This window comes from Leptospira congkakensis, assembly GCF_004770265.1.
Lineage (GTDB): Bacteria > Spirochaetota > Leptospiria > Leptospirales > Leptospiraceae > Leptospira_A > Leptospira_A congkakensis.
This window is the reverse complement of sequence record NZ_RQGQ01000014.1, coordinates 200160-219454: the sequence shown is the minus strand read 5'-3', so window position 1 is coordinate 219454 and position 19295 is coordinate 200160. Positions and strand designations below refer to the sequence as shown.

Below are 19295 nucleotides of genomic sequence, written 5' to 3'. Positions count from 1 at the left end.
GTAAGTTCCTTAGTTAAAAAATCCTTTTTTGTACAATAACTCTGCATTCAAAATCGCAGCACCGGCCGCACCTCGAATGGTGTTATGCGAAAGCACTACCCATTTCCAATCCAAAATTGGATCTTCCCGAAGTCTTCCGACTACAGTAGTCATTCCTCTTCCCGTCTCTAAATCCAGACGTGGTTGGGGCCTATCATTTTCTTCGCGGTAGAGAATAGCTTGGTTTGGTGCAAACGGCAATCCCAATTTCTGCGGTTCCCCTTGAAAATCGGCCCAAACCTTAAGAATCTCTTCTTTTTTTGGTTTTTTATCAAAGGAAACAGAAACACAAACCGTATGTCCGTCAAAAACAGGAACACGATTGCAATGAGCAGAAATTTTAAAACCCGCTGGTTTGATGATTCCAGCCTCAACCGTTCCCAAACATTTTTGTGGTTCCACTTCTGCTTTGTCTTCTTCACCACCAATATAAGGAACCACATTCCCAAGGATGTCCATGGTTGGAACCCCTGGGTATCCTGCTCCCGAAATGGCCTGCATAGAAAATAACATAACAGACTTTAAACCAAAGGCATCCATTAAGGGTTTTAATGAAATGGTAACACCCATAATCGTACAATTGGAATTGGTAATGATTTTACCTTTGGTTTTCTGTGCTTGTAAAACATCCAAATGATGTGCATTCACTTCGGCAGAAAGAATGGGAACATTGGGAACCATTCTATGATTCTTTGAATTAGAAAGGACCATCACTCCTGCTTCTGCATATGCAGTTTCCACTTCTCCAGCAATCGATGCATCAAGACCGCTGAACACGAGTTGCACGCCCTTGGTCACTTCGGGATTTGGTAAAGTAATGATAATGTCTTTCGCGTAAGCAGGGATATCGGATGAAATCTTCCAACGAGATTTCATAACCTCACCATAAGTTTGGCCGGCACTTTTTTCAGAAGCTGCCAAATGAGTCACCGTGAAATAAGGGTGATTCTCCAAAAGTTGAATGAATCTTTGACCGACGGAACCTGTTGCTCCCAGGACTCCAACTTTAATTTTTTCCATAAAATTCCTTATCTAATGTAAGGATTGAAAAACATCCTATTTCGGAAAGAGATTTCCAATTCTTTTAGCATAAATCGGATTCATTTGTTCCATTCCGAGATAAGTGAAATGGTGGAAGTCCGAAAAACCCTGCATCGGCAAACTTCGGTGTATGTCCCAATAATATGCGGACCCACCCGCCAAAGATTCCAGATAGGCCAAGTGATCCTTATACCACGGAGAGTCTTCATACCAATCCAGTGAGATAGGACTTTCTGGATTGTTGATGAGTAAAAAACGAACATTTCTCTCTCGAAAATGATCTGCAATTTTTTTGAGATACCGAAAGTGAAAATAAGGTCGAAAGTTTTCCTCACGAATTCTTTCTTTTGCCAATTTTAAGGCAACGAGGTAACCTATTCCAGGTCGTTTCTCAAGTCCCTCAAGCAATCGGTAATGGAAATACTTACGATATTCTTCATCTTTCATTCCTGAATACCGAAAGTCCTCGGTTCTCGGTTCCCTTTCGTATTGGATTCCGGACTTCGCTTTTTCGAGTCCAAAAGTTTGTTCCAACCGAACACCCATAGGATCAAAATGATAATCCAAATAGGAACCGGTTGCCTGATAGGCATACCAAACCCGCTCTAGTTTTGCTGTGATTAACTTTTTATCTTGGAAGAATTTTGGATCCAAGTGGAGTTTGACCCAACCTTCACGGGTGAGGAAAATTTCTTGGCGAGTGATTCCATTGGAAATTTCCATCCGACATGGTTTTCCACCTAGAAGGAACTGAGTTACCTCAACCCAAAATCCTTTGTTTTTCAATTTTTCTGTTGGGAAAAAACTAAATTTTTGACCTGTCCAACCGAGGCCACTAATTCCCTCAGGAATGTCGACTCCTGCATAAGCATGATAGCTGGTATTTCGTCCAAACCGATGTTGGATTAAATTTTGCAAATTTTGTAGATAAATATCTTTGTAACGATAGAAGGAAAATCCAGAAGAAACTACATAACGAGACCAGGTATCCCAATCCATCGAAGAACCAACTTCTTTTAAGGTCTCCCAAGGGAATACCCACAAAGACTGGGGTGCTTCTCCAAAGGTAAGGGCGTCTCTAACAACTACCGACTCGTCTACAGAATCATTCCTCCCCTCAGGAAATATAACGTAAGTTCGGTGAAGGCGATAATCAATAAAATTGACAGGGTACACAACAAGATCCGGCTCTAATGGATCCAACCAGCTTAGCAACAAATACACATAAAGTGGGCTATTTCCGGCATAAGCTAAATAAAAAACATCCACATCCAAATCATAATCTTTCTGCAAAGACTCCCTTAATTTACGAGAGTCAATCGAATAGTAAGCAACAGAACTTCCGACAATGATGATTCTTTTTTTTGTTTTGGGAAGGTTTCGAATCCTTTCATATTCATATAAAAAATTAAAGAAATGATTGGTATTCCAAGGAGATTCGTTCGGCAACAAAAACTGAAGTTTTTTAAAAATCAAAAAGTCTAGGGCAAATAAGGAAATAAGAAAGAAACATATAAATAATATCCTTTGTTTCATATTATCTCCTTAAAAAACAAAATACACAAAAGGTTTGCTATCGGCCGAAAACAAAACAATCAAAACAAGGGAAATCGAAGTCAAAACGGCAAAAATTGCCGTTTTTCCTAAGGAATTTTCTAGTTTTTTAAACTCACCTAACAACTGCTTATTGTCATTAAAATACAAATTCCCCAATACATGACCTATCAAAATAAAAAACAAACAGTAAACAAAAGTCATTTCAAAAGTATAAGGAAGAGAAAAACCCTCTTTTTTGGTGAAAAGACCCTGTAGGTAGGACAGAGAACTTGTAAAATCACTACTTCTAAAGAAAATCCAAAGAAAACTTACTAAGAGGAATGTAATCAGGATACGAACGGGCCTCATCCAAGCTACGTTCCAAACTCTAGACCCAACAAGTGCCCATCTTTCCAAAATGAGCAAAAAACCGTGGCTTGCCCCCCAGACAAAAAAATTCCAAGAGGCCCCATGCCAAAATCCACCGATTGCCATCACAAGAAATAAATTTCGATAAGTGAAAAGCTGACTCACACGATTCCCACCAAGGCTGATGTAGACATATTTTTTAAGCCACTGGGAAAGAGAAATATGCCAACGAGTCCAGAACTCTGAAAACCCACTGGATAGATAAGGCATCTTAAAATTCTCAGGCAAACGGAACCCAAATAGAAGTGCCGCGCCTTGGGCAATATCAGTATAACCTGAAAAGTCACAATAGATCTGAAAGGAATAGGAAAACATACCAATCCAAAGTGCTTTCGTGGATATGTCTGCGGTGTGAGTAAATGCAAAGTCTGAAGTTTCGGCCAAATGGTCCGCAATTACCATTTTTTTAAACAACCCTAACAATATGAGAAATACAGCGAAAAGAACAGGAGTTTTCAGGAAGGGGAGAGGCCTACGAATTTGGGGCAAAAAAGACTTGGCCGTGACGATTGGGCCCGCAACCAACTGTGGGAAAAACGAAAGAAAGAGCAAATAGGATGAAAACTTCCTCTCAGGCTCCAATTCTTTCCGGTAAACATCCACCAGATAGGAAATCGACTGGAATGTGTAAAAAGAAATCCCCACAGGGAGAAGCCAATGACTCCAAAATTCTACATCCAATGAAGAGCCACCAAAAACATTTGCCCAATTTTCGGCGATAAAGTGCCCATATTTAAAGAAAAGAAGGATTCCTAGGCTATTTAGCAGCGAAATTGCCAAAATAAGTTGGCGAAAGAGAGGAGTATCAATCCTTCCTAAGGCTAGAGCTAGCCAAAAATCTACAAAAGCAATCCAAACTAACAGGAGCAGATAAGCTGGATTCCAAAAACAATAAAATATAGAGCTAACGCTAATCAGATAAATGACTAATATTAATCTTTTTTGTGAGTAATTTCCTGCGAACCACGAACTTTTTTTGGGCAACCTATTGCATAAGAGCAGCCAAACAGACAAGGACCCGATAAAAAAAAGAGCAAACGTTGCCGAATTAAAGAGCATATTATTGACTATTTTTAATCAATTAAACATTGTACTTGCATTTTACGCCACAATTGGGGCAGGTGCAAGTGACTTCCGCCTTAACTCTTCTTCCCTGCGCCCCTTCCACCTTACCTACAGCCACAAAATCAAAGACTATCCCCTCTGGAACAAAGTGCCCAGACCCGTATTTGGCCGTTCCTTCAATCAAATTGGAACAAGCGTGACATTTTACCCTAAGCCGTATCGTTTCCGCCATATAAAAAAGAACGGTGGGTCGGATACTCCTGCCTGGCAACCAATATTCAATTCCCTGCCATTTTTACATACATATGCAATTTCGATACACATGACTTTTTGGCAGCTTTTATACTAGTTTTTGGACAATTAATCGCTATTGCTTGAAGCCTCTTTGTCCTCTTGTTTTGCAGCCAAAGATTTGGTAGTTTGAGGGATAAATGCCCTAATTTGGCCACTCCTTTCTTTGTTTTTCTTAAATCTTAGGGTAAACAGCCTTACAAATTCCCCCTGTGCCTCCTACGGGCCGAAATTTGGTTTTGGACGGTTTTTCCCCTTCCTACTGAATTGGTCCCGAAAACAAAGGCCAATTGCTGCGGTTTCTGAGTGCTTCCGAACTGCCCATCCCCAGGCATCCGACTGCACCCAGTACAAGATGAATTCTTTTATATGGATTTTGCTCCGCTAGTTCAGGTCTTGCTTGAGACTCTGAGGGGCAGCCAAAGAAATAGACGAAATTCGGGCAGCAAGTGAATTGCCCTCTTCTTGGCTGCCAATCGGCTGGCATGACCATGTTTGGTCGCCCATACAGGAACAGTAGGTGCCCAGATGCGAACGGCCAAAGAAAATGAAACACTTGTTAGGTGTCCCATGGTGGACAGTTATCCCGATATTTGATCCTGGTTGGTAAATGCCTAAATTTTGGCAGTTTCGTCAAGATTCTGGAGCCGATTTACTTAGAATGAGCAAAAGCGATAGAGGAAGAGCAATAAGTGCTTAAAAATGGTCAATTTCGATAAATCTGATGGTATGTCCCCTAGGGATGGAAAAACGAGAATTCACCCTGTGCTGCGCACAGGGTGGTTTTCTTTAGAGAAGAATTTAGCTATTTCAGGACTTTTTAGAAGTGGATTTGGGGGAAGATTTCCCCTTCTTTACAGGACTTGAGGATTTAGAGGTACTGTGCTTGGATTTGGACTGAACTGCCGACTGCTTCTTTGCAGACTTGGGAGAGCGGTCACCACCAGTTCTGTCTTCATCCCCTCCGGAGAGGGAGAGAAGGTCATTAGGAACCCTTCCATTGCGTTTGACCATGTAGATGAAGTGTCGGACATACTGTGTGTATGGTTCCGGAATGGTCTTTGGATCGAAGTTTTTAGCATCCTGGAGGAGCTGGTTGACATGAGCCAAAGGGAGGTCATCCTTACTGGTTGCCATAAGAATTTCCAATCGTTTGCAGATCTCTGAGTCATTGACTTCAGTAGAGAGTTTTCGCATGGCATTGAGAAATTTTTGGAAGGCAACTCGCTTCGGCTGAGACATATCCCCAGAAAACCAAAAAGTCCTAGGCTGGCAATCGATTTTACCTCGGAATGCCGAAGAGCATTCTCAAAAAGAGAAGCACCTTCACAGAGTCCAAAATTTCTGATTTGGGAAACTGGTTTGGAATCATGGCTAAAATCTTTCACGTTTTCAGCGATGGCCAAAGTGGCTGCCGATTTTGTTTTGGAAAAACTAGAGAGATGGAAAGAATCTTCCACCTGCGATTCGGAAGAAGAATTTTCATGGAGTGCAAATTCACTTTCTTCAGAAACCACTACTTCAAAAACCAATCCATCACGGAGTTCTATGGGAGTGAGAAGTTCGTCATTAGGAATGATGACCGGTAGATCCGCTTCCTCTGCCAAAAGACCAGAAGCAGGAAAAATAAAAAAAACAGTGAGCAAAGCCAAAAGGGTCACCTTTTGCAACTTTTGTGCCAGTTTTTTTATTTTTTTAGGAAAAACCATAGGATTATCCTCAGTTTTCACCGAAATCAGGGAAAAATAAAGCTTTTTTTAGGCGATTTTGGTTATTTTTTTAAGATCCGAGAACGAACTCGAAGTTTCCATTCCCAGAGAACAATTTCGTGCTCCAGGTCTTGGGCGGTCTCTTGTTCCTTAGCAAGGAGTGCATAGATCATATTTGAGATTTCTTTTGAGAAACCTGAGTCCAATTCTTTCTCAAAGTCTTCCACTTTGAATTCTAAAATCAGAACGGCTAGTCGGAAAGCTTCCGTCATCGCAATGAGCTGTGGTTTTACCACATCCAATTCTGGTTTTTTTAATTCGTTTTTGATCATCACATCCAAGAAGGTTCGGATGAACATAACATCATCAGAAGAAAGATGGAAGTCGAGAAGGAGTTGTTTTACCTTATCCAACTCCATAGCTCGGAGATGGATCCTTGCTAAAAATACGGGGTTTTCGCTGTAAGTATTTAGGTTCTGGTTTTTGGCAACATCGGTGGCGCGAACCTTGTCGTAATCGACTACACCCTTGTCTTTGGATTCATCCGTTTTTGGTGACTGTGATTCCGCAGAAGTATTGATCCTTTTTTTGATCACAAGGATGTTCATACTGGGATATCTGATTTTGAAGGAAACCATGTCCGATCGAGGAATTTCTTCATCGACCACTAAAAACTGAGCATGTTCCCCTCGCTCCCAGGCTGCCATCAACTCTTCTTTATTTTTATAATGATAAATGACCACAGGCAGGACATCACTCAGACTTCCCGTCCCCAAATAGATGGTTTTGATTTCGTTAGAAAATCCATGTTGGTAGGGGATCACGAGTTTTCCCGCTTTGACATTGACAAAGGAAAGTTCTCCCAAATGGAAATGGGAGACATCGAAATCATCTCCAAAAAACCCAACCCGAGGGACGTTGACAACTATGGAATTGTTTCTGGCGCCTTTGGGAACTTCTGGGCCGGATTCGGCGAAAACGACGTAGGTCAGCTTGGAGAGTCGAACCTTGACAAGAAAACCGGCAGGGGTTTTCCTTTCTTCGTAAACAGTATCATCCATCTTTACATTAAACCAAGCTGTTTCATTTTATACTGAAGGGATCCCCTTGAAATACCTAAGGCCTTTGCCATCCGGATTTGGTTGCCCGAAAAGATCCGCATAGCCAGAAGAATCTTCTGCCTTTCTAAGGCCTCTGTTCCACGCCGCAAGTCTAAATCTTCGGCATCGGGAATCTCCAAATCCATTCTGGATTTTCCTGGTTCTAAATCTGCAGGTTCTACCTGATTTGTACGGCAGGTCAAAATCCCAGTGAGAATGGCATTTCGGAGGTCTGTGAAATTTTCCGCATACGCTCTGGAAACCAATTCTTGCAAACTTTGATCCCCCAATTGCAATCCGGACCGATTCTGAGAACTACACAATTCTTCGAATATGGCCTGAACTAAATCTAACAATTTTGCTTTCGGAAGGAACCTAAGCGATGGTAGTACCAACGAATTTTTTCGCAAAAATCTTTCAAACTCTGGCAATAATTCTTGGCTCGTTTCTTCAGAACCAAGTAGAAAAAGTGATCCGGAATATCCTGACTTGGACCACCAATCGGACAAAATCTGCTGTTGCCCCAAATTGAGGGATTGGATTCCCGTAAGTACCAGACTCCCCTGTTTGGATTCACTCCCCCAATTTGAGAGGGCTTTTTCCAATTTTCCAAAATGGTCTGGTAGTGATTCTACAACTAGAAAAGGAGCTCCCGGGAGATGGGATTGGTGGATCCATTTTGCCAAAGTTTTTTTACCCGATCCCGCGGGGCCAAGGATGGTAAGGATTTTTTGGTTGGCAAATTCCCTTTGGGCCAATTCCAAATTAGGGATTTCTTTGTGGTATAAAGAGTGCGAATTTCCTTCTCGAATCGATTCCCGAATTCCAAGATTAGGTTTTGTTTTTCCCCACTCGTTCCCGATCTTGTCTGCAAAAAGACTTAAGAAAATTCCGAAAGGAAGAGTGTTTGCCTCCTCCAATTCCGCTAATAAAAATCCGATCTCAAATTTTTGAGATGAGATTCGAATGGCAAAAGCATTTGTTTTTTTTCCGAAAAGTTCGAACTCAGTTCCAGAAAAAAAGACAGGTTCTGGGGAGTGCATCAGTTCCTCCCAATGTTCGGAACCACGGTTCAGGAACGAATAATAAAACCCATCTTCTCCATATCCGAAACTGGCAGATTCATAAAAAGAATCTTCTTCCTCTGCTTTCAAAACAACGACACCTGCAGAGAATCCAAGTTCCGTACATAGCCCTTCCCACAAAATTGGGAGGACAGAATCCATCCAATCCTTGCCCGTTTTTTCAGAGGCAAGCAGGGGAATCGCTTGAGAAGACATGTTATGAAACTGTTTAAATTTAATCACTTTGTCAAGTACGTACCTATTTGAATGTCGGATGTCCGACGCAAACAGAGGAGATAGTTTTTGCTAATTTTCAGTATGTCGGATGTCCGACAATGGAGAGAGAAGAGACCAAAAAACCCTTTTTTTGCTCCATTCTAAAAATACAATTGATCCCAAATTTTCGACAAGAAAGCATACCATTTGGGAAGGGAAAAAGAGACAGATGATTACGATTGCAGTTGCAAACCAAAAAGGCGGAGAAGGAAAAACCACTACTTCTTTGAATCTTGCCATGGGTCTCGCCCGTCGGAATCATAAGACCTTACTCATTGATATGGACCCCCAGGCAAATTCTACAGGAATTTTTCTGAACCCAGAAACTGTCGAGAAGGACCTAGCCCACCTTTTCCAAAATGCCACTAGCCTGAAAGACATCATTGCCCCTGCATATAACAAATATTTGTGGGTCGCCCCATCTAGCATGCGTTTGGCGGAAATGGAAACAGTTTCTGTGAACTCAGTAGAGGCTCCCTATATCCTAAGAGACTCCCTTTCTGGAGTGAAAGATTTTGATTTTGTTATCATCGATTGCCCCCCTTCCCTTTCTATTTTTACGGTGAACAGTTTGGTGGCGGCGAACTACGTTCTCATCCCTCTGCAAGCAGAGAAATTCTCGATGGATGGAATCATGGGTTTACAACAAACCATTTCCTCGATCAAAAAAAGGATCAACCCTGACCTGGAAATTTTGGGGGCTCTCATCACCCAACTCAAACCCCAGACCTTACTCACAAAAACCATCCTTCCCGTTTTGACAAAATACTTCCGTATCTTTGAACACACGATTTCGGACGGAGTGGCCATTGGCGAAAGTCATCTCGCAAAAAAATCTGTCTATGATTACAACCGGACTTCCAGACAGTCCCAAGAGTATGAAGGATTTATTGAGGAGGTTTTAAATGAGCTTAAAAAGTAAACGCCTCGGAACTCTCGCTGACATCTACCAAGCTGAAAATTTGGATGGGACAATTCGCACCATTCGGATGGACAAAATCCAACCTTCCGAACACCAACCAAGACAGGAAAGAAAAAAGGGAATTGAAGAACTTGCCCAGACCCTAAAGGCCGATGGACTTTTACAACCCATCATTGTTTCCAAAGGGGAAAGAGAAGGCAGCTACAAAATCATCGCCGGAGAAAGGCGCTACCATGCCGCCAAATCATTGGGTTGGTCCGAAATCGAATGTAAGATCTTAAACCGACCCGATAAAGAAATTTATAAACTAGCTGTCATCGAAAACCTACAAAGGGAAAACCTCTCTCCCTATGAAGAAGTGGATGCCCTCCTCTTTCTTAAAAATTCCCATAACTACACGGACCAAGAATTGGGTGACCTTTTTGGGAAAAGTCGGAGTTATATGACGGAGGTGCTCTCCATCACTTCGATGTCCAAAGAGGACCTCGATAAATGCAAAAAAAACGAAATCTACAATAAGAACCTTTTGGTTCAGGCAGCCCAGGCAGCAAAAAAAGGAAGTTTGGATGAGTTCTTAACCCTCTTCCACAAAGGGGCTCTCAAAACCGTCAGGGACGCCAAAGATTTCAATAAACAAACCAAATCGGGTGAGTCGAATTCTTCAAAAAACCAAACCTTGTCCGGGTATAAAATTCGGAGAACAGGGACAGGAATCCAAATCTTGTCGGATGATGAAATTCTGTTAGGTGATATCTATAAATTCATCCGCAAAGAATTGGTAAAAAAATATGGGGACTCGGCATAACCCAGACAAGTACTAAGCAGTCAAGTACTTAGGAAAAAAATTTTAGCACTTGCGGTGAAAATTGCTGTACGAACTTGACATCTGCCGGAATCCGACAATAATGTGACATAATTAAAGTGATTTGAGTTTGAGCAAACGTTTCTTGAGACCCAAGAGACGTGGGATCTGTAGTATCCCAACCCGAAATATAAAAAAATTCCCCTGGTGTTCCAGGGGGTCGGGGTTTCCCGAAGGAATGTTGTTGGATGAGACATAATTAACATTATGTCAGATAATGTCAACTCCTTCGTAAAATTTGCTTAAATTTGGTTTAATTTTTGCAGAAAAGCGGAGGAGCTTTTGTGAGCGACCAGCGGCATCCCTATATCCGACTGATGACCGACATCATAGATTCAGGTGTTTGGGCAGAGCTATCTCATGCCGCCAAAACACTCTACCCTGTTCTATTGAAATTCAGTGACTACAACTTCAAACCCGTTTGGCCCAGTACAGAAACATTGATGAGGCTAACAGGATTCAAAACAAAAAAGTCGATTGTTTCGGCCAAAAAAGAACTTACCCAGGCAGGCCTACTCTACCAAGTTCCAGGCAGTGGAAGAACCTCGACAAGATACCATTTCTCCTTCCACTATGAGGGTTCCAGAATTACCCCTCTGGGGGATACAAACCCACTCCTCAGGGATCTCGAAATGAGCGCCTCTGAGGGTTCGAAACCCAGTAGCAAGGGGGGTGCGGATGGAACCCCTAACCATATTAATATAACTATATCCAATACAAACAATGTACCGGCCACTTCGGAAATGGGCAAGGAAAGGGAGGAGAAAAAAGCATTCGAAACTTTAGTCGAACTCTTTGGGCCGGAGATTGCGCTAGAAGCTTATAAAAAGGCTGTTTCTTTACATATGGAATCGAATGCATCTTATGTACAATCAATCTGCCGAGAACTTGTCTCCTCTCAACGGCAAGAAATGCTTAAAACTGAGCAGAAATCTCCGATGGAAGAATTGGTTTCTCATCCGGCTTCTTGGGCGGGTTTTTTATCCTGGGCCAGTAAAGAGCTGACTCAATCTTCCTGGAACCAATTGGAACGAATGCAAGTGCAGACAGATGGGAATGTGATCATCGTGACCTCCCCTCTCCAGGGACATCTCCGCCAAATTGTGCAGATGTATTTTACGGAAAAGGTCAAACCAGCAGTCCTTGTCGTATTTTCAGAAAAAGAAGAAGGGTCACGCCTCAGCGAAATTCGATAGACTGGATAGAAAAACGGTAATTTTTGGAAGGAATCAGCATACAAAGCGCAATGAAAGATCATTTAATCCGCACAAGCCACCCCTATTCTCTGCCTATCAAATCAGTTTCCACCTCAGGAACTTACGAAGTCAAAAACGACGAATTTTTATCCTTTTTTGAAGAAAAGGATCAGTCTTCCCTTTCTTCTATTATCTTCAAATTTGACGATGTTGTTTATTTTAACGGAATCGAACTTTTACCGGGCAAAGATGGTTTAGATTTTTTTCCTGATTCGTTTCGGTTTGAATTGTCTCATGACGGAAAGTATTGGGAGCCAATTTTACAGGAATCATCCTTTCGGAAGTCATTTAAAACTTCAGCCAAATGGCTTTTTTCGCTTACTAGCGCTCGTTATGTGAAGTTTGTATCTAAAATTTCCAGAAAAGCAAGTAACGGTAAAAACAGGATTAGTTTTGGTCAGTTAAAAATTCTCATCACAGGGATCCAATCCATCCAAGCAAGTTCGGAATTGGACCGCTTGTATGTAAAAGAAAATCTTTTTGATACAAGGCCAGATTATGGTTGGTCCTCGAAAAAGAAGGAAGAACCAGAAGACGAATATTTGATTTTGGATATGGGTTCTGTGAACCGCATCGAAGAGATGCGAATGCTCACAAAAAATGATCCTAATACCAATTTTCCAGAACGGTTTGTTACTTATTATAGTGAAGACGATATCACCTGGCATCAGTTACATGAAGAGAATTTCTTTTTATCGGAGCCTGGTACTTGGTACAAATGGAGATTTTCTGCGGTAAACTTACGATATTTGAAATTGGTTTTTTTCCAAGAAAAACAACCCAATAAAAAAGATTATATTACCGAAGTTATAGAACTCGAACTGTATTCTAGTCCTGACAAAAAAGATTATGGTGGGCCAACAAGGGAACCCCTTCCCTACGCTTCCGTTCTTCGTTCGGGAATCATTCGTTTGGCGGTTGATGGTGAAGTGAAAGAAGGTGTTGTTGTGCAGGCAAATGACAGACGCCTTCGTGATGCCACTACCGAATATCGTGGAATTGTGGAATTAGCATCGGACGGGGAAGAAAAACCAGGTGTTGCGGTTCAAGGAAATGATAAACGCCTAAAAATCGCCACTGAACTCACACATGGTCTGGTCAGGTTGTCAAGAAGTGGAGAGGCAAGGCCTGGGCTTGTGGTGCAATCAGACGATGAACGTTTACGAACTGCCTCTACTGATCATCCTGGAATCGTTGAGCTTGCGTTAGACGGCGAAACTCGTCCTGGAGTTGTAATCCAAGGGAATGACTCTCGTTTGAGAGTTGCTACTAAAAAATCCATAGGTCTTGTGCAACTTGCTGATTCTGGTGAAGTTGCCGTTGATAAAGTTGTTACTGGTGATGATCCAAGACTTAGAGATGCCACAAACACTTCCAAAGGGATTGTACAACTGGCACCCAATGGTGGGGAAGAACCAAACACTGTTGTGCAGGCAAATGACAAACGCCTAAAACATGCAAATACCGAATTACACGGAATCGTACAACTTGCTCACTCAGGCGAAACCAAACCAGGTGCCGTTGTCCAAGGAAATGACAAACGATTGGCAAAAGCCGGATTTGAGGATGCCGGGATTGTGTTACTTGCAAACCATGGAGAGTCTATCCCTGGTAAGGTGGTGTTATCAGATGATCCAAGGTTATCTGATAAAAGAGATCCGAAACCACATACACACCCTTATGCAGAAAAAGAACATGATTTTAATTCTCATACAGGGCTTTTGAAAATTACCGGAGAGGCAGAAGGTTCTTCAAAAGGATTTGTGCCTCCACAAAGTAAAGATGCTGTCATTTATGGAAAAAATACAAAACTAGGAACTGGAGTTTCTGGAGTGTCTTCAGGGATTGGAGTGTCTGGATTTGGCGATTCTGTTGGTGTATACGGGATTTCTAAAGGAAAAGATTCGAAACAATCCGCAGGAATCCTAGGTGCCGGAACTACGGCGCCAGGGGGACGATTTTTATCTCAGTCCGATTTTGCACTTGTTGTAGATGGAAAAGGAATTCCTGAATTGGAACTTTCTGGATCAGGGAAAGCAATTTATGCCAATGGAGAGTCCTTGTTCGAAGGAAATCTTCGTATCACAAAAGAAGGTGGTGAGGAATGTATTGCTCGTTACTTTCGATTGGATGGGAAAGATGTTGTGACTGCGGGTGACCTTCTTGTGGCAACAGAAGAACCAGGTGTTCTTGGAAGATCGAAACACCCCTACTCTACAAATGTGATTGGAGTTTGTGTAACAAACGCTCATGTTGTGTTTGGAAAACAGGAAAAGGCTGTGGAGTATGTGCTCGTGGCTTTACTTGGAATCACAAAAATCCATGTGGATGCAACACAGGTTCCTATTTATCCAGGGGATCTTTTGGTATCAGGGCTTTCTTCTGGTCATGCAGTAAAGGCAGATCCTACAAAACTGAAACCTGGGATGCTTGTAGCAAAAGCGATTGAAGCTTGTAAACGAGACAAAGGAAATATCCTTTGTATGTTAACTTTCTCCTAAAAATAACGGAAGTGAGGTGGGTTTTGAAATGAAACCTGCCTCAACCGCACGTTTGAGAAGATACTCTACTGCACCGTGACCTTCATCCCCTAAAGTTTTTGTAAAATCATTTACATACAAATCGATATGGGATTTGATTACCGCATCTTCCTTGTTTTGCGAATTGGTTCGGATATAATCCATCATTTCTTTTGGTTCTGAATATGCTGCCTTCAAACTGTCTCTAAGATTGGATTGGAACTTTAAGGCTTCGTCACGGGGGATGTCGCGGCGGATTGCTATGGCACCTAAGGGAATGGGATATCCCGTGGAACTTTCCCACCATTCTCCAAGATCCACAACCTTTTCCATTCCTCTTGCTTCGTAGGTAAATCGTTCTTCGTGAATGATGACACCAAGACTATTTTCTTCACTAAGTACTTTTGGTATGATCTCATCATAACGAAGTGGAGTTGGTTTTTGTTTTCCGTCCATATGGAGAGAAAGAAGAAGATTCGCTGTGGTCAAAAGACCTGGAACGTATAAATTTTTATAATTACTAAGGTCTGTTTTTGTATTTTTTTTTCTGACAACGATCGGGCCACAACCTCTTCCTAATGCAGAACCAGTTTCTAATAGAATGTATTTTTCTATAATATGGAAATAGGCAGCAAACGAAAGTTTTGTGACCGGAAACTTGCCTTGGAAAGCAAACTCGTTTAAGTTTTCTACATCATAAAGTTCTTCTTTTACCGGGTAATTGGTATTTCGAATCAAATGGTAAAAAAGAAAGGTGTCGTTGGGGCATGGTGAATAAGCGAGAGATATCATAGACTTAAGAAATACTCCTTTGTGGGTGTGATCCAGAGGATTCGAACGATAAAAAATACAAATAAGGTTATGGATATTCCAAGGAATAAACGAAGAAAAGGTCTTTTTAAGGCGTCGTTTAGAAGTAAGGAAAAAGGCAGAATGAGTGTGAACATTCGGCTGAGGTTGTCAAAGGATCTCCAATACCCTTGCTCGGCAATGAGTATGACAAACAAACTCCCCAAAATGGGGAACAGTAAATAGATATCAGTAGAAAATGATTTTTTTAGAGATTGGATGCTGGTTATCGATAGAGTTAGGAATGAGATAAAAAATAATATTTTTGGAAATTCTTTTAGTTTGAACTGAAAAGACTCTCCTTCTTGGAAACTTTTAAAAAATCCAAATAAAGGAAGGTCTGTCATATCTCTGAATCCAAGAGGGTTGGTTCCCAAATGGTTAGGAGGATGGATCCATCCATACCCCACCAAACAAAGAAATGCGAATCCTGGAATTGAATAAAGAATCATCTTTTCCCATTTTTTTTCGCTAAGGTTTTTTAAAACAATCGGTAAAAGAAATAATACTCCGAGTTCACGGGTGAGAACCATTAGGAGAAAGAAAAAAACTGCCAAGTAGTCTTTTTTGTTTTTAAAAAAGTAAAATGCGATGATTCCAAAGCTGACAAATAAAGAATCAGCAACTAAGAGTAAATTTGCGTTTAATGAAAATGGTGAGAATAAATAAAAAATAACATACCATTTTGATTTTTCTGGGAGTAGAGAGTACAAACAAAATACAGAAACAAAAAATAGCAAAAATAGAAAACTAAGAGTGATCGCTGGATAGTAAGAGAATCCAATGAAATGTGAAATAAAACCGGAAAAAAGGGAAAGTCCGATGCGATGGAATCGAAAGTGGTAAGAATCTACGATAAGACCCCAGTCACCAGAATCAAACAGGTCTTTTGCGAGAAAATAGAAAAACTGTCCATCATATCCACCTGATTTGTAGATTACAAAATTTGAATCGACTAAGTTTGGGTTGATTTCGTAAAATCCTTCCCAAATCCCGATGAGAGCAGACAAGGAATGTTGATAGGGCGCCGTTTTGAAGTAAATGAGCCCCCCTACTCCTAAAACGAACAAAAAAATCAGAACCCAAAGATGGCGTAGCTTCACACTTCCATTTTGCAAAATTTAACAGATTCGGAAAGGAATTTCTCTGGAATTTTACGAAGATTCTGACAGTTTGTATCCAAAGTTGGGGCAAATGAAAGAAGTTCTCGTTACAATCCAAAGTGTTTACCAATACCTAGAAAAACTTGGCCCCAAAAAGTCCTTTCAGATTTTGAAGAATCTTGGTTATGAAAAGTTACTTTCACTGACGGGGAAGGTTCCGAAAGAAAGACTGATTGTCCTCACGCATAAATTAAGTGAAGATACGGTTGTAGAACTCGTAAAACAAATCCCCGAAAAGATTCTTGTGGAGATGATTGGAGAGAATGAAGACGATGATTTGGTCTATTTTATCCATTCACTTCCTATGTCTGATTTGGCTCTTGTTTCTCGAAGTATTCCTCCTCGTGATGTTGGTTTACTCGCAAAAACTTTAGGAAGAGAAACCAGTGTCGAAATTTTAAAAACATTGGGGATAGAAAAATCCATCGCCCTACTCAAAGAAATACCGATGAAAGACTTTTTATGGTTGGTTGAGGAGATTGAAGTGGGGCCTGTGATTCAACTTGTTAGCGAACTTTCAGTTGTTGATTGCAAAAAATGGATCAAACAACGCGGTTTAGAAGAACTTCCGATCCTTATCAAATTTTTTGGTGTCACCAATGCATTAGCGATTTTTAGAAAACTTGGTATGAATCAAGCATTAGAAATGATGCATCTACTTGGAACAAGGGAGATGTTGGAATTATCTCTTCTTTTATCAAAAATGTCATTAGAGGAAAAAAATATACCAACACTTAGTTTGTTAAAACCAAATGATTTGCCTTCTAAAAACAAATCGAAACCGGCACCTAAGAAAAAACAAATCGCAAAGAAGAAAAAAACTTCTAAACGTTGACGTTTACCTTCGGGAAGTAGATGGTAAATTTACTTCCCATCCCCATCGTACTTTCGACAAAGATTTCTCCGGACATTTTGTCCACTAGAGATTTCACGATTGATAACCCAAGCCCTGTTCCACCAATTTTTTTATTATCAGAAGATGGGATTCGAAAAAAACGATCGAAGATTTGATTTTTATAATTCGGATCGATACCAAGTCCTGTGTCTTCCACTGTAATTTCTATTTTGCCGTTGGTTTCCAAAATGGAGATTCCGATTTTCCCTTTGGCTGTGTATTTTAGGGCATTTACATAGAGGTTGGTAATGATCTGTGAAAATTCGAATTTGATCCCTCGTAAGAAAAAACCTTTTTTGAGTGAAAGATTCCATTCGATTGGTTTCCCTTTTGCAAGATGTGAGTTCATATGAATCACATCTTCGATAACAGGAACTGGATCGAAAATTTCTATCACTTCAGCTTCTTTGTCTTTTTCCCTGGATGTTGTTAATTTTAATAGGTTTTCAATCAAAAAGCTAAGCCTTTTTGCATTTTTATCGATTACCTCTAACATATTTTTATGTTCGGTGTTAAATGGTAATGATGTGTCGGATTTAAAAAATTCCAAATACCCTCTGATATTTGTCATTGGGCTTCGAAGTTCGTGACTCACATTGGAAATGAATTCATGTTGTAATCGTTCTTGTTCTTTTCTTTCGGAGTTTGGACGAAATTGGACTTGGTATCTTTTTTTCGGGGAAAGAAGGATGGAGGTGAAACTAATATCGACTTCTAGTTTGCTTCCATCTTTGACAAGGATTTCCACATCAGGAAGAGATAACATTGTATCGGAAGAAAGATCGGAACCAAATCGGAGTTGGTTTGAAACTTGATTTCCCAAAATGATATCTTCTATATTTAATTTTGTGATATCCCCTCTCGTATAACTGGTGAGAGAGCGAAACTGGTTGTTTGCTTCGAGAATACTTCCTGTGTCGGCATCTACTAGGGCGATGGCCTCTCGGGAAAATTCGAATAGGTATCTATATTTTTCTTCAGAATATTGTAAATCCACGGCGGATCTGTCTAGTTTGATCTCTAAAATTGAGATTAGATTTTCAAGTTCAGTAATTTCCTCCCTTTGGAGTTCCATTTTGGCGGTAAAAGAATCTAACATGGAGTTGACGAGAACTTTGACTCGATTGTCTAACTGTAATGTTTCATCTGAGTTGATTCTAGAGTTGTAGTTCCCTTGCAAAATATCCAAAACAACTGAGTTTACATCCACAATTAGATGTCTGACAGCATTGAGTTTTCTGTAATTGATTTGCGATGGGGCATGGAGTTTTGATTCTGCCGGTTCTTGGAAACTACTCAGTTTTCTAACATCAAAAACTTTTTTTGGTTCTAAGGCAGAAAGGATTTCATCAAAGTCGAGAGCAGACTTTACAGCTTCTGGTTGAATCACTCTTCTGATCAATCGGAAGTAAACATCTTTTAAGAGTGGGAAAAGTGTAGTGGCATCTCCTTGGTAAGAAAAAACGCCTTTTTGAATGAGAGGATGTGCGTTTAAAAGATTTTTGGTTTCTCCAACCCGTAAGTGCGGGTAAAAATGAGATAACTGTAAATCTTCCCAAATGTTTCCAGTGTTTTGACCATTTGTATTTTGTAAAAAATCTATGGCTTTTTTGACAGCGAGAAGTACTCCGGAAACCTCTCTTCCTGTTTTTAATATGGCATCGCCACTGAACGCAAGTAAGGTGGACGGATAAAAAGATTTTGCTTCTAGAATGGGTAACTTGAGTGTGTTTGCAAAATCTTGGAAGTTTCTAAGAAAGGGACTGGAAAATGGATCGGACACTAATCCCAAACAAGAAGGTTTTAAAAATTCCTTTTCCTCCAAAAATCCTGGAGTGTCAATGTAACGAACTTTAACAGGATTTTTTGGTGCGTATTCTTCTAAAAATTTTTCTGCAAAGAGTCTCTCGACTGAGTATTGGTGCGGAACAGGAAGTATGTATGCTTTGTTTCTTGTGAGATCTTCTGGTTTGAATTGAAATCTGGAATAAAAAGAAAGTGGTGAATGGTAGAGGTAAATTCCTTTATAAATTCGTTTTAGTTTTGATTTTTTTAGGAAACTATCTTGTAAGTAAGCGATAGTGGGAACTTCGCCGGCTTCCACTCGACCCGCGTCTAGTAATGGCATAATTGCCTTATGGTGGGTATTGACGTGGAGGGTAACCTTCACACCAAATTCTTCAAAGTATCCTTTTTTATAGGCTACTACAACCGGTAAGGAGCTAAGTCGACTTGTTATACAAATCTGGATCACAGAGCAACAATCCCAAAAACAGGGA

At 40.6% G+C, this 19295-nt stretch carries 16 protein-coding genes; 6 read left to right on the top strand and 10 right to left on the bottom strand.

Going from position 1 to position 19295, the window contains the following annotated elements; genetic code table 11:
* Positions 1-9: 9 nt before the first annotated feature.
* From asd to EHQ70_RS10155, 5 genes are all read right to left on the bottom strand, one after another.
* Positions 10-1059 (bottom strand): aspartate-semialdehyde dehydrogenase, encoded by a 1050-nt coding sequence (gene asd / locus EHQ70_RS10175; protein WP_135586042.1) that lies wholly within the window; start codon positions 1057-1059, stop codon positions 10-12.
* 36 nt (positions 1060-1095) lie between these two features.
* Complete coding sequence (locus tag EHQ70_RS10170) at positions 1096-2616, bottom strand: hypothetical protein (RefSeq protein ID WP_135586040.1); 1521 nt, start codon at positions 2614-2616, stop codon at positions 1096-1098.
* 9 nt (positions 2617-2625) lie between these two features.
* On the bottom strand, positions 2626-4104 hold the full coding sequence (locus tag EHQ70_RS10165; protein ID WP_135586038.1) for an MBOAT family O-acyltransferase: 1479 nt from the start codon (positions 4102-4104) through the stop codon (positions 2626-2628).
* A 22-nt stretch (positions 4105-4126) separates the two neighbouring features.
* Positions 4127-4342 carry a hypothetical protein gene (locus EHQ70_RS10160; RefSeq protein ID WP_083901925.1) on the bottom strand — a complete coding sequence of 72 codons (216 nt, stop codon included), beginning with the start codon at positions 4340-4342 and terminating at the stop codon, positions 4127-4129.
* 869 nt (positions 4343-5211) lie between these two features.
* A complete protein-coding gene (locus EHQ70_RS10155; RefSeq protein ID WP_135586036.1) occupies positions 5212-5643 on the bottom strand; it encodes a phosphatidylinositol phospholipase in 432 nt (143 codons plus the stop codon).
* A 120-nt stretch (positions 5644-5763) separates the two neighbouring features.
* On the opposite strand from EHQ70_RS10155, the gene EHQ70_RS10150 reads away from it, so the two are divergent.
* Positions 5764-6150: a hypothetical protein gene (locus tag EHQ70_RS10150; protein WP_135586034.1), complete on the top strand. Its 387-nt coding sequence runs from the start codon at positions 5764-5766 to the stop codon at positions 6148-6150.
* Positions 6151-6172: 22 nt separating this feature from the next.
* Here EHQ70_RS10150 and EHQ70_RS10145 read toward each other — a convergent pair whose 3' ends face one another.
* Both EHQ70_RS10145 and EHQ70_RS10140 read right to left on the bottom strand, forming a co-directional pair.
* Complete coding sequence (locus tag EHQ70_RS10145) at positions 6173-7171, bottom strand: hypothetical protein (protein ID WP_135586032.1); 999 nt, start codon at positions 7169-7171, stop codon at positions 6173-6175.
* Between the two features lie 2 nt (positions 7172-7173).
* Complete coding sequence (locus EHQ70_RS10140) at positions 7174-8490, bottom strand: helix-turn-helix domain-containing protein (RefSeq protein WP_135586160.1); 1317 nt, start codon at positions 8488-8490, stop codon at positions 7174-7176.
* Positions 8491-8719: 229 nt separating this feature from the next.
* Here EHQ70_RS10140 and EHQ70_RS10135 point away from each other — a divergent pair, with 229 nt between their 5' ends.
* The 4 genes from EHQ70_RS10135 (at position 8720) to EHQ70_RS10120 (ending at position 14091) form a co-directional block, all read left to right on the top strand.
* Positions 8720-9472 (top strand): ParA family protein, encoded by a 753-nt coding sequence (locus EHQ70_RS10135; protein WP_135586030.1) that lies wholly within the window; start codon positions 8720-8722, stop codon positions 9470-9472.
* Positions 9456-10277, top strand: coding sequence for a ParB/RepB/Spo0J family partition protein (locus tag EHQ70_RS10130; RefSeq protein ID WP_135586028.1), 822 nt, complete (start codon positions 9456-9458; stop codon positions 10275-10277). Before EHQ70_RS10135 ends, EHQ70_RS10130 begins: the two co-directional genes overlap by 17 nt.
* A gap of 374 nt (positions 10278-10651) precedes the next feature.
* On the top strand, positions 10652-11530 hold the full coding sequence (locus tag EHQ70_RS10125; RefSeq protein WP_135586158.1) for a helix-turn-helix domain-containing protein: 879 nt from the start codon (positions 10652-10654) through the stop codon (positions 11528-11530).
* Between the two features lie 50 nt (positions 11531-11580).
* Positions 11581-14091 (top strand): discoidin domain-containing protein, encoded by a 2511-nt coding sequence (locus tag EHQ70_RS10120; protein WP_135586026.1) that lies wholly within the window; start codon positions 11581-11583, stop codon positions 14089-14091.
* On the opposite strand, the gene EHQ70_RS10115 is transcribed toward EHQ70_RS10120, so the two are convergent.
* Together EHQ70_RS10115 and EHQ70_RS10110 are read right to left on the bottom strand one after the other, a co-directional pair.
* On the bottom strand, positions 14077-14901 hold the full coding sequence (locus tag EHQ70_RS10115; RefSeq protein ID WP_135586024.1) for a 1,4-dihydroxy-6-naphtoate synthase: 825 nt from the start codon (positions 14899-14901) through the stop codon (positions 14077-14079). The two genes, EHQ70_RS10120 and EHQ70_RS10115, sit on opposite strands and share 15 nt — an antisense overlap.
* Complete coding sequence (locus tag EHQ70_RS10110) at positions 14898-16076, bottom strand: AZOBR_p60025 family cell surface glycopolymer formation protein (RefSeq protein ID WP_135586022.1); 1179 nt, start codon at positions 16074-16076, stop codon at positions 14898-14900. Before EHQ70_RS10110 ends, EHQ70_RS10115 begins: the two co-directional genes overlap by 4 nt.
* 76 nt (positions 16077-16152) lie before the next feature.
* Between EHQ70_RS10110 and EHQ70_RS10105 the strand changes: the two genes are divergently transcribed.
* Positions 16153-16956 (top strand): hypothetical protein, encoded by an 804-nt coding sequence (locus tag EHQ70_RS10105; RefSeq protein WP_244288292.1) that lies wholly within the window; start codon positions 16153-16155, stop codon positions 16954-16956.
* Here EHQ70_RS10105 and EHQ70_RS10100 read toward each other — a convergent pair.
* Positions 16946-19270, bottom strand: a complete 2325-nt coding sequence (locus EHQ70_RS10100; RefSeq protein WP_135586018.1) for a sensor histidine kinase — start codon at positions 19268-19270, stop codon at positions 16946-16948. The genes EHQ70_RS10105 and EHQ70_RS10100 overlap by 11 nt on opposite strands.
* Between the last annotated feature and the right edge of the window lie 25 nt (positions 19271-19295).

Excerpts from the sequence above, each read along its gene's own strand:
- EHQ70_RS10115 (WP_135586024.1), bottom strand. The coding sequence starts at position 14,901 with ATGATATCTCTCGCTTATTCACCATGCCCCAACGACACCTTTCTTTTT.
- asd (WP_135586042.1), bottom strand. The coding sequence starts at position 1,059 with ATGGAAAAAATTAAAGTTGGAGTCCTGGGAGCAACAGGTTCCGTCGGT.
- EHQ70_RS10145 (WP_135586032.1), bottom strand. The coding sequence starts at position 7,171 with ATGGATGATACTGTTTACGAAGAAAGGAAAACCCCTGCCGGTTTTCTT.
- EHQ70_RS10170 (WP_135586040.1), bottom strand. The coding sequence starts at position 2,616 with ATGAAACAAAGGATATTATTTATATGTTTCTTTCTTATTTCCTTATTT.
- EHQ70_RS10160 (WP_083901925.1), bottom strand. The coding sequence starts at position 4,342 with ATGGCGGAAACGATACGGCTTAGGGTAAAATGTCACGCTTGTTCCAAT.
- EHQ70_RS10165 (WP_135586038.1), bottom strand. The coding sequence starts at position 4,104 with ATGCTCTTTAATTCGGCAACGTTTGCTCTTTTTTTTATCGGGTCCTTG.
- EHQ70_RS10120 (WP_135586026.1), top strand. The coding sequence starts at position 11,581 with ATGAAAGATCATTTAATCCGCACAAGCCACCCCTATTCTCTGCCTATC.
- EHQ70_RS10135 (WP_135586030.1), top strand. The coding sequence starts at position 8,720 with ATGATTACGATTGCAGTTGCAAACCAAAAAGGCGGAGAAGGAAAAACC.
- EHQ70_RS10130 (WP_135586028.1), top strand. The coding sequence starts at position 9,456 with ATGAGCTTAAAAAGTAAACGCCTCGGAACTCTCGCTGACATCTACCAA.
- EHQ70_RS10155 (WP_135586036.1), bottom strand. The coding sequence starts at position 5,643 with ATGTCTCAGCCGAAGCGAGTTGCCTTCCAAAAATTTCTCAATGCCATG.
- EHQ70_RS10140 (WP_135586160.1), bottom strand. The coding sequence starts at position 8,490 with ATGTCTTCTCAAGCGATTCCCCTGCTTGCCTCTGAAAAAACGGGCAAG.
- EHQ70_RS10105 (WP_244288292.1), top strand. The coding sequence starts at position 16,153 with ATGAAAGAAGTTCTCGTTACAATCCAAAGTGTTTACCAATACCTAGAA.
- EHQ70_RS10125 (WP_135586158.1), top strand. The coding sequence starts at position 10,652 with ATGACCGACATCATAGATTCAGGTGTTTGGGCAGAGCTATCTCATGCC.